Annotated in this window: 6 protein-coding genes and 1 pseudogene; 4 read left to right on the top strand and 3 right to left on the bottom strand. The window is 69.9% G+C overall.

Going from position 1 to position 10,427, the window contains the following annotated elements; genetic code table 11:
• Positions 1 to 102: 102 nt before the first annotated feature.
• The 3 genes and pseudogenes from FGD71_RS11460 to FGD71_RS11470 form a co-directional block, all read right to left on the bottom strand.
• Positions 103 to 851: pseudogene (locus tag FGD71_RS11460) on the bottom strand (AbfB domain-containing protein); the annotation flags it as partial.
• 57 nt (positions 852 to 908) lie between these two features.
• Positions 909 to 2,543, bottom strand: a complete 1,635-nt coding sequence (locus FGD71_RS11465; RefSeq protein WP_119100301.1) for a serine/threonine-protein kinase — start codon at positions 2,541 to 2,543, stop codon at positions 909 to 911.
• A gap of 128 nt (positions 2,544 to 2,671) precedes the next feature.
• Positions 2,672 to 3,712 (bottom strand): Lrp/AsnC family transcriptional regulator, encoded by a 1,041-nt coding sequence (locus FGD71_RS11470; RefSeq protein ID WP_119100302.1) that lies wholly within the window; start codon positions 3,710 to 3,712, stop codon positions 2,672 to 2,674.
• Positions 3,713 to 3,845: 133 nt separating this feature from the next.
• Here FGD71_RS11470 and FGD71_RS11475 point away from each other — a divergent pair, with 133 nt between their 5' ends.
• The 4 genes from FGD71_RS11475 (at position 3,846) to FGD71_RS11490 (ending at position 10,385) form a co-directional block, all read left to right on the top strand.
• On the top strand, positions 3,846 to 5,153 hold the full coding sequence (locus FGD71_RS11475) for an Nramp family divalent metal transporter (protein ID WP_119100303.1): 1,308 nt from the start codon (positions 3,846 to 3,848) through the stop codon (positions 5,151 to 5,153).
• Between the two features lie 35 nt (positions 5,154 to 5,188).
• Positions 5,189 to 6,664 carry an amidase gene (locus tag FGD71_RS11480; protein ID WP_119100304.1) on the top strand — a complete coding sequence of 492 codons (1,476 nt, stop codon included), beginning with the start codon at positions 5,189 to 5,191 and terminating at the stop codon, positions 6,662 to 6,664.
• Positions 6,661 to 7,974: an NAD(P)/FAD-dependent oxidoreductase gene (locus FGD71_RS11485; protein ID WP_119100305.1), complete on the top strand. Its 1,314-nt coding sequence runs from the start codon at positions 6,661 to 6,663 to the stop codon at positions 7,972 to 7,974. Before FGD71_RS11480 ends, FGD71_RS11485 begins: the two co-directional genes overlap by 4 nt.
• 320 nt (positions 7,975 to 8,294) lie before the next feature.
• On the top strand, positions 8,295 to 10,385 hold the full coding sequence (locus FGD71_RS11490; RefSeq protein WP_240436531.1) for a galactose-binding domain-containing protein: 2,091 nt from the start codon (positions 8,295 to 8,297) through the stop codon (positions 10,383 to 10,385).
• Positions 10,386 to 10,427 lie beyond the last annotated feature (42 nt).

Raw genomic sequence — 10,427 nt, forward strand, 5'->3', positions numbered from 1 at the left:
GGCTGCGGCACGGCGCAGCCCGGGGCCCTTCATGCTTCTCCCTCAACTCCTCGCCCGCGACGGCGAGTTGGCCTCGGCATCAGTCCCTGGCCGAGTCGAGCCTCAGTAGCCGACCGAGAAGGTGGCGTCGGAGCGGTCGGTCGCGGTGGTGATGGGATCGATGCGCAGTACGCAGTTCGCGTGCCTGATGTAGCGGTCGGGGAAGTTGTACGAGCGGAAGGACGGCCAGGTGGAGTCGGCCGGCCCGGCGGTCTTGTAGAAGGTGGCGTCCTGCTTGAACGCCGTGGTGCCGTCGTTGGGGTCCAGTTCCAGCTGGAAGTTGTAGTGCCGCAGATAGCGGTCCGGGTAGTTGACAGACTGGAAGGAGCCGGCGGACGGGTCGGCCAGGCCCGCACCATCTTCCACTCGGAGTCGGTGAACGGGTCGAACGGGTACGGGTCGATGCGGCCGATGGAGTTGGCATGCCGGATGTACCGGGCCGGGAAGTTGTAGGACTTCAGCCGGTTCCAGGCCGGCTTTCCGTAGTGCGCGACGAGGCTGTCGTACTGGGCACCCTGGATCGGCTGGATGGTGGCGTGCTTGGAGTTCACCGGCTGGGTGTAGATGCGCTGGTCGGCCGGGGTCCAGCTGCCGGAGGCGAGGTCAGTGGTCTGCCAGGCGTAGAAGACGCCGTCGGGGGTGTAGGTGTCACCCCAGAGGTACCAGGTGCTGGAGGTCTGCGACTTGACGAGGATGGGGGCCTCGGTTCCCCTGTGGGCGACACCGGTGCTGTAGATCTGGCAGCTGCCCGGCTTCAGGGTCGTGGAACGTGAGCCCACGAGCTGCTGCTTACCGCTGTCCTTGAAGTACAGGTCCGTCAGCCGCGCCGGTTTCCGTCCCGTGGCTCCGTTCAGGTCCCGCCGGTCCTGTCAGCCGGTGGTGATGAAGCCGTCCCTGACTTTGTCGAAGACGGGGCGGTAGGTGGCCCACTCCAGATCCGGCGCGGAGAGGTAGATGTCGTACTCCTTGCCGCCCTCCCGGCCGAAGCCGAGGTCGATGGCGCGGAACACCCGCGCCCGCCCCTGGAAGGTGAACTCCCACACCGCCGCGGGCTGCCCCCGGAAGGAGGTCTTCTGCATGCGCAGCTTCCGGTAGGTCGGGTAGTTGACCTTGGTGTTCGCCTCGATGCTCTCGAAGTGCGTCAAGGGGTGCGAGCCGGCGGGGTCCACGACGCCGATGGTGATCTCGGCCAGGCCCGTCTCGTCCTTGTAGCTGACCTCCTCGGTCGTCTTCCGAGCGGCCGTCCAGCCGTCCGGAACGGGGAAGGAGATACCCAGGTCCTTTACTTTGACCAGGTGGAACCCCTCGGGCACCGGCGGGGGCGCGGAAGTCGGTGCGGTGGGGGTAGCGGGCTCGCGCGTGGCGTTGTCGGCGCTGCCGCCCTTCTCCCCGCCGTCGCCCCGGGTCGCGTACAGCCCGCCCGCGACGACCGCCGCCACCAGCACCGGCACCGTCACCAGGCCCCAGAGGGGCACGCGGCGCTTGGAGCCCCGGGTCCGGTCGCGGCCGCGGCCGGACCCCGTGGGCGGTGGGGGCGCCGTGCGCCCCCCGCCTGCCGAGCCCGTCCCCGGGCCTGTCGTCGCGTCTGTCGCCGAGCCGGTCACCGGGCTTGCGCCCTCGTCACGCCCGGCCGCGTACGCGCGCGAGGCCGAAGAGGTCAGCGGGACCACGGTCGTCGTGTCCGTCACACCCGACCGCGTGGCCCGCAGGGCGTTTTCCGTCTGCTCGGCAGACGGCCGCTCGTCGGGGTCCTTGACCAGCAACGCCTCGATGAGAGGCTCCAGCGGTCCGGCCTGTTTCATCGGTTCCAGTGGGTCGACGGCGATGGCGTACGCCGTCTCCATCGCCGTGCCCTTGCGGAACGGGGGCCGCCCCTCCACCGCCTGGTAGAGCGTCGCCCCCAGCGCCCACAGGTCCGAGGCCGGTCCGGGCTTGCGGCCCCGCATCCGCTCCGGCGCTATGTAGTCGATCGATCCGACCATCTCGCCGGTCTTGGTCAGCGTCGAGGCCCCGACGGTCATCGCGATGCCGAAGTCGGTGAGGACCACGCGGCCGTCGGCGGCGAGGAGTACGTTGCCGGGCTTGACGTCGCGGTGCAGCACTCCGGCCTCGTGGGCGGCACGCAGGGCGGCGATCATCCCCAGACCGATGCGGGCCGCCTCCTCGGGCGGGACGGTCCGGCCACCCCTCAGCAGCTCACCGAGCGTGCCCGTGGGGATGTACTCCATGACGATGCAGGGCAGCCCGTCGTCGTCCACGACGTCGTGCACCACGACGACGTTGCGATGCGCGATACGGGCGGCGCTGCGCGCCTCACGCCGCGTGCGCTCGTACAGAGTCGCGAGCTCCTCGTCGGCCAGGTGCGCCTGTGCGTGCAGTCGCTTGACCGCGACCTGGCGGCCCAGGACCTCGTCCTCGGCACGCCACACGGTGCCCATGCCCCCACGGCCGATCTGCTCGGCCAGCCGGTATCGCCCGGCGACGAGTCGCCCCTCGTCCGACACAGCCAGCCTCCGCCACCTTGCTCACGTTCGATTCGCCTCGCCACAATAGCCTCCGCGTTTTGCGATCGGGAAAAGGGGAAACTCCTGGCCGGCGACACCGACGTGGGAGAGCGGGGCGCTCCCTCGCCTCAGTCCCGCGCCCGACGCGCGAGCATGCCCCCGCGTTTCAGCGAACCGATGACGAGCGAGGTGTCCACGGACGCCACGTCCCGCAGCCAGGGACCCCGGGTGACGAAGTCGTACAGGGCCGACTCGCTGGGCAACGCCGCCAGGACCAGGATCTGACGCTCCCCGGTGACGAAGCTGGCGTATCGGACATGGACGGAGTCCGCCAGCGCCGCCGCCACCGCCTCGGCCTTGGCCGGAGCGGCACGCACCCAGAGCATCGCCTCCACCGGCAGCCCGAGCAGTGCCGGCTCGATCACGGCGCGGATGCGCACCCTGCCCTCCCGCCGCAGCGCACCCAGCCGCCGCCGCGCGGTGGCCTCCGAAACCCCGGCGACGCGACCCAGTTCCTCGTAGGTGCACCGCCCGTCCTCGGCCAGCGCGTTCAGCAACAGCCGGTCCGGGCGGGAGATGCCGTGCGCCATGTCAGCCGGCGGCAGCACATCCTCGGCGGACGACGACGGCACGTCCCCGGAAGACGGCGGCGACGGCGACGCGGAGTGATCGGAGGGGCGGAGACGCGCCAGCGCGGCGATCTCGTCATCGGTGAGCAGACCGGAGTGCCACTCGCGGATCGTGCGGATGTGACGCAGCACCGGCAGGGTGAACGTTTCCACCATGCCCGGCAGCCCGGGCAGTTCGTCCATCACCAGGCTCGGCAACTGCTCCCGGGGGCAGAGCAACTCCGCGACGCAGTCCGGGGACCCGGTCAGCACATGGGTGAAGACACAGTCGGACCGTCGGGCGAGCGCGCTCGCGGCCACCCTCGCCTGCCCCGGCGCGCAACGCACACCGACCACCGTGCTGCGGCCGTGCAGCGCCATGGCCCCGATGCGCACGAGCCCGGAGTCGAGCAGCCGGGTTCCCCGGCGGACGACGGTGCGTTCGGCCTCGCCGAGCGCCGTCGCGATGCGGTGCCATGAGGCCCGGCCGTCGATCTGCAGGGCGCTGATGATGCGCCGATCCAGCGAATCGGCCACGGGGCCGGGCTGCCGTGCGTCCATCGCACCAAGCATATGGCCGATTCCGTCATCTCGGCCGAGATTCTTGTTCCCTTCCGTCATCGTGCCCGAGCCTGCCGGTGACGGACCGTACGAGCCGCACGAACCGATGACTCCCGCTTCACGACGTACGGAGATGATCGACGTGACCGCGACGCAAGGAACCCAGCTCCGGCAGCAAGCGGCCGAACCCGCGCACGCCCCCGCCACTCGGCGCGGGCGGCTGGCTCTCCTCGGCCCCGGCCTGGTCCTGGCGGCCGCGAGCGTGGGCGCCGGGGACATGGTGACGTCCCTGGCGGGCGCCGCCGGATACGGCATGGCACTGCTGTGGGCGATCCTCATCGGCGTCGTGCTGAAGTTCTCGCTCACCGAGGCGGTGGGACGGCTGTACCTGGCGACCGGTCAGACGGTGATCGCGAGCCTCAGGTCGGTCGGACGCTGGCTGCCCGCCGCCTTCTTCGTGTTCGTCCTCGTCATCGGGCTGCTCTACGGAGCGGCGCTCAGCTCCGTCGCCTCCCTGGCGCTGGCCACACTGTTCCCGGCGCTCCCGTTGCGTCCGCTGGCCGTCGCGATCGCGTTGGTGTCCGCGGCGATCGTGTACGTCGGGCGGTACGCGCTCTTCGAGCGGGTGATGAGCGCGTTCATCCTGGTCAAGTTCCTCGGCATGGTCGTGCTGGCGGTGGCCATGCTCGCCACCACGGACGATCTGCCGGGGCTCATCTCCACGATGCGGCCGAGGCTGCCGGACGGATCGGTGGTGACGGTGCTCGCCCTCATCGGAGGTGTGGGCGGCACTGCCGGGATCGCCTCGTACAGCTACTGGGTGCGGGAGAGGGGCTGGCAGCACCAAAGTTGGCTGCCCGTCATGCGCGCGGACTCGGCGGTGAGCTACGCCGTCACCTTTCTCTTCGTGCTCTGCACCACCGTCGTGGGGACGGGCCTGCTGTACGGCACCGGCGACACCATCAGCGGCAACGACGGCCTGGCCGCACTCGCCGACCCGCTCGGCGCGGACCTCGGGTCGGCGGCCCGCGTCCTGTTCCTGGCGACCTTCTTCTTCGTGACACTGAGCGCCCTCGTCGGCGGGTTCAACGCCCTCTGTTACCTGCTGGCGGACTCCCTGCGAACCCTGCGCGGCATTCCGGAGACCGACGCCGGACCCCATATGGCACAGAACAGCCGGCCCTTCCGCGCCTTCCTCGCCTATTGCGCGGTGGCGGCGCTGGCCGTCACGTTCCTGGGGCAGCCGGTGGCCCTGGTACTGACCTACGCCGCCGTCGGGTCGCTGATCCTTCCTGTGCTGTCCGGGACGCTCCTGGTGCTGCTCAACCGCAAGGGCATCGAACCGCTGCACCGGAACAAGATCACGTCGAATGTGCTGCTGTCCGGGGCCTTCGTCCTCTTCGGCGTGCTGGCCGTCGTACAGCTCAGGGAAACGTTCTGACGTTCCATCATTTCTGAGAGGCGTGAAACACCGTAGTGAATCCCGTAGATGACCCGGACGAACTCTGCTTCCGCAGCGCCGCCGAACTCGCCGCCGCGATCCGGCGACGCGAGGTGTCCGCCCGCGAAGTCGTCACCGCCCACCTCGAACAGATCGAACGCGTCAATCCCGCGGTGAACGCCATCGTCACTCTGGTCGCCGACCAAGCGCTGGAGGAAGCCGCCAAGGCCGACGCACGGCTGGTGGGGTGCGCGGAGGTCGGCCCGCTGCACGGGCTTCCCGTAGCGCACAAGGACCTCCATGACACGGCGGGCATCCGTACGACATACGGTTCGCCGATCTTCGCCGACCGTGTTCCCGACCGGGACCACCTGGTCGTCGAGCGTCTGAGGAACGCCGGAGCCATCACCATCGGAAAGACCAACGTGCCCGAACTCGGCATGGGTTCACACACCGTCAACAAGGTGTTCGGGCCCACCCGTAACCCGTACGACCTCTCCCGCAGCGCGGGCGGGAGCAGCGGCGGCGCGGGAGCGGCGCTCGCCTGCGGTATGCAGCCGATCGCCGACGGCAGTGACACCGGCGGGTCGTTGCGCAATCCCGCCTCCTTCAACAATGTCGTCGGCCTGCGCCCCTCGCCCGGCCGTGTTCCGTCCTGGCCCGACAGGGCGCCGTGGGGACAGATCTCGGTGAAGGGACCCATGGCCCGCACCGTGGAGGACGTCGCGCTGACCCTGTCCGTGCTGGCCGGTCCCGACGGGCGCAGTCCGCTCGCACTGGAGACGCCCGGTTCGGTCTTCGCGTGGCCGCTGGACAGCGATGTACGTGGTCTGCGGGTCGCCTGGTCGCCGGATCTGGGGGGCGCCGTGCCCGTCGACGCGGAGGTCACGGCGGCGCTCGCACCGGCACTCGACGTCTTCACCGACCTGGGCTGTGTGGTCGAGGATGCCTGCCCGGATCTGTCCGGGGCCGACGAGGTGTTCCTCACCGAGCGCGCCTGGCAGATGGAGCTGGCTTACGGAGCCGTACTGGACCGGCACCGCGACCAGATGGCCGCCGACGTGGTGTGGAACATCGAGGAGGGGCGGCGGCTCACCGGTCCGGATCTCGGACGCGCGCAGCTGCTGCGTGCCGATCTGTACCACCGGGTCCGGGAGTTCTTCGAGGCGTACGACCTCCTGCTGCTGCCGGTCAGCCAGGTCGTCCCGTTCGACATCCGGCTTGCGCACCCCGCGGCCGTCGACGGCACGCCGATGGAGACCTACCTGGACTGGATGCGCTCCGCCTACCTGATCTCCGCCACCGGCTGCCCCGCGCTGTCCGTACCGGCCGGCTTCACCCCGCAGGGGCTGCCCGTCGGCCTTCAGGTCATCGGCCCGCACCGGCAGGACCTGGCGGTCCTCAGGGCCGGGCACGCCTTCGAACAGGCGACACGGACCGGGGAGCGCAGGCCACCGGCGGTCCTGTCGGGCCCAGCCCTGACGACGTCCGAGAAAAGGAGCCGGTCATGACCACGCACCACCGCGGCGACGTACGGCGCCCGCCCCGCAGCGCCATCCTGGTCGGCGCCGGCATGGCCGGACTGGCAACCGCCTGGTTCCTCCAGGAAGCGGGCGTCGAGGTCACCGTCGTCGACCGCCGGCACGTCGCGGCCGGCGCGTCCTGGGGGAACGCCGGCTGGCTCTCCCCCGCCCTCGCCGTGCCGCTGCCCGAACCGGGCGCCCTGCGGCTGGGGCTGCGCACGTTGCTCTCACCTGCCTCACCGCTCTACATCCCGCCCCGGGCCGACGCACGCCTGGCCCGGTTCCTGGTGTCCTTCAGCCGCAACTGCACAAGCCGGCGTTGGCGGGTGGCGATGAGCGCCCTCGCTCCGCTGAACCGGAAAGCGCTCGACGCCTACGACGAACTGGCCCGAGGCGGCGTCGCCGAGCCGACCCGTCCGAGCGACCCGAGCCTCATCGCCTTCACCACGGAGGCGGCCCGCGTACCGTTCGTGGACGAACTGAACGCGGTACGCGCGGCCGGGCAGCGCGTCGACTACGACCTGTTGAGCGGCGCCGAGGCCCGGGCCCTGGAACCGGCCCTGTCGGAGCGGACCGGCGCCGCCGTACGGCTGCACGGCCAGCGCTTCCTGAACCCGGGAGCCTACGTCGAGGCACTCGCCGGCGCGGTGCGCGAGCGGGGCGGCAAGATCGTCGACGGTCTGGACGTCACCCGGATACGGGACCACGGCAGCGAAGTCGCCGTACTCGGCTCCGACGGCACGGAGCTGCGTGCCGATGTCGCCGTTCTCGCCAACGGAGCGTGGCTGAACCGGCTGGCGGCACCCTTCGGTGTGCGCGCCCCCGTCCAGTCCGGCCGGGGCTACAGCTTCACCCTGCCTGCCGACGGCCTGCCCACCCGGCCCACGTACTTCGCGGCCCAGCGCGTGGTCTGCACACCCCTGAGCCCGGGAGTCCTCCCCCCTGGTCGAGCGAAGTCGAAGGCTGCGGGGAGGGTACGCGTCGCAGGAATGATGGAGTTCACCGCCCCGGGCCGGCCCGCGGACCCGCGCCGCGTGCAGGCCGTCATCGACGCGGCACGCCCCATGCTGCCCGGCGCCGACTGGAGCCGCCGCACCGACACATGGGCAGGCCCACGTCCCTGCACCGCGGACGGACTGCCCCTCGTCGGCCCGACGCGCTCACCGCGCGTCCATGTCTGCGGCGGCCATGGGATGTGGGGAATCGCCCTGGGCCCGCTGAGCGGCAAACTCCTCGCCGAGGCGATCGTGACCGGCCAGGGCCCCGCCGAACTGGCTCCCTTGCATCCGCTCCGCTGACCGACGGGTGCTACGGGCACTACGGGCACTACGAGCTCTTCGTCGCTCTTCTTGAGCGAAGCCGGTCCAGAGATGACGTCTGGTCACACCGAAGCAATCACGAGGCTCCTTCCGGAGGCACACTCAACCAGCCATCCAAGTACCCACCAGGACAAGCGATCAGGTCATCTGTCCCGGACTATTGACTCCGGTCACGTCAGCCTCGATCCTCGGGGGCATCGTTTGCGCGGTCATGACAATCATGCATGGGGTGTTCATGCCCTGGGCGATCTGGCTGACCGACCGCGCTGTCCGCCGTCCGCCGACCGAGGACGTGAGTGATGACCATGACTCGACGCCCGCCCCACAGGCGCAAACCGCTCACGGTTCTGTCGCTGCTCCTCATCGTGATGGCCATGGCACTCGGGCCGACGCCGAGTTCCGCGGCCGGTACCGACTGGTGGGCCCCTACCGCCCGCCCCGCGCCTGACTCCGAGATCAATGTCACCGGCGAGCCGTTCAAGGGGACCAACTCCCGGGGAGAAGTACGCGGGTTCGTCGACGCGCACAACCACCTGATGGCCAACGAGGCCTTCGGCGGCCGGCTCATCTGCGGAAAGCCGTTCTCCGAGCAGGGGATAGCCGACGCGCTCAAGGACTGCCCCGAGCACTACCCCGACGGCTCACTCGCCGTCTTCGACTACATCACCAGGGGCGGCGACGGCAAGCACGACCCGGACGGCTGGCCGACGTTCAAGGACTGGCCCGCGTACGACTCGATGACGCACCAGCAGAACTACTACGCCTGGGTCGAACGGGCCTGGCGCGGCGGTCAGCGCGTGCTCGTGAACGACCTCGTCACCAACGGCGTGATCTGCTCGGTCTACTTCTTCAAGGACCGCAGCTGCGACGAGATGACCTCCATCCGCCTGCAGGCGAAGCTGACGTACGACATGCAGGACTACATCGACGAGATGTATGGCGGCCCGGGCAAGGGCTGGTTCAGGATCGTCAAGGACAGCGCGCAGGCCCGCGAGGTCATCAAGCAGGGCAAGCTGGCCGTCGTTCTGGGGGTGGAGACCTCCGAACCGTTCGGCTGCAAGCAGGTCCTGGACGTCGCGCAGTGCAGCAAGGCGGACATCGACCGCGGTCTGGACGAGCTGCACGAGCTGGGTGTGCGCAGCATGTTCCTGTGCCACAAGATGGACAACGCGCTGTGCGGGGTCCGTTTCGACGAGGGCGGCCTCGGTACCGCGATCAACGTCGGGCAGTTCCTGTCGACCGGCACCTTCTGGAAGACGGAGAAGTGCACGGGACCGCAAGCCGACAACCCCATCGGCGGGGCGTCGGCGCCCGAGGCCGAGAAGGACCTCCCGGACGGGGTGAAGGTCCCGTCGTACGCCGCTGACGCGCAGTGCAACACCCGAGGTCTCACCGATCTCGGCGAGTACGCGGTGCGCGGCATGATGAAACGCAACATGATGCTCGAGATCGACCATATGAGCGTCAAGGCCACCGGCCGCGTGCTCGACATCTTCGAGTCCGAGTCCTACCCCGGTGTGCTCTCCTCGCACAGCTGGATGGACCTGAACTGGACCGAGCGGGTCTACAACCTCGGCGGCTTCGTCGCCCAGATCATGAGCGGCTCCGGGCACCTCGGCGGGAAGCCCACCTCCGAGGAGTTCAGCGCGGAGGCGAAGCGGACGAACGCGCTGCGCGACAAGTACGGCGTCGGCTACGGCTTCGGCACGGACATGAACGGCATCGCCGGATGGCCGGCCCCGCGCGGCGCGGACACGTCGAACCCCGTGAAGTACCCCTTCCGCAGCGTCGACGGCGGCTCCGTCCTCGACAAGCAGACCACCGGCAAGCGCACCTGGGACCTCAACACCGACGGCGCCTCGCACTACGGCCTCGTCCCGGACTGGATCGAGGACATCCGTCTCGTGGGCGGCCAGGACGTCGTGGACGACCTCTTCCGGGGCGCCGAGTCCTATCTCGACACCTGGGGAGCGTCCGAGAAGCACGAGGCCGGCGTCAACCTCGCCGCGAACTCGTCTGCTTCGGCCAGTTCGTCGGAGTCGAACCCGTTCACGAGCTACGCCCCCGGCAGGGCCGTGGACGGCCAGTCGGACACGCGGTGGGCGAGCGACTGGAGCGACGCCCAGTGGCTCAAGCTCGACCTCGGTTCCGCGAGCCAGGTCTCGCGCGTCACCCTCAACTGGGAGCGCGCCTACGGGAAGGCGTACCGCATCGAGGTCTCCACCGACGGCACGAACTGGCGGTCCGTGTGGTCCACCACCGCCGGTGACGGCGGCCTGGACACGGCGCGGTTCACCGGCGTCCAGGCCCGCTATGTACGGATCCAGGGGCTGGAGCGCGGCACCTCCTGGGGTTACTCACTCAGCGAAGTCGGCGTCTACCGCGACTGACGGCACCGTGGCAGTGTTCAGGGGCCGGGGCCGGCCGGTTCA

This window comes from Streptomyces sporangiiformans, from assembly GCF_005768555.2.
In the GTDB taxonomy this organism is placed as follows: domain Bacteria; phylum Actinomycetota; class Actinomycetes; order Streptomycetales; family Streptomycetaceae; genus Streptomyces; species Streptomyces sporangiiformans.

Excerpts from the sequence above, each read along its gene's own strand:
- FGD71_RS11470 (WP_119100302.1), bottom strand. The coding sequence starts at position 3,712 with ATGGACGCACGGCAGCCCGGCCCCGTGGCCGATTCGCTGGATCGGCGC.
- FGD71_RS11475 (WP_119100303.1), top strand. The coding sequence starts at position 3,846 with ATGATCGACGTGACCGCGACGCAAGGAACCCAGCTCCGGCAGCAAGCG.
- FGD71_RS11485 (WP_119100305.1), top strand. The coding sequence starts at position 6,661 with ATGACCACGCACCACCGCGGCGACGTACGGCGCCCGCCCCGCAGCGCC.
- FGD71_RS11490 (WP_240436531.1), top strand. The coding sequence starts at position 8,295 with ATGACCATGACTCGACGCCCGCCCCACAGGCGCAAACCGCTCACGGTT.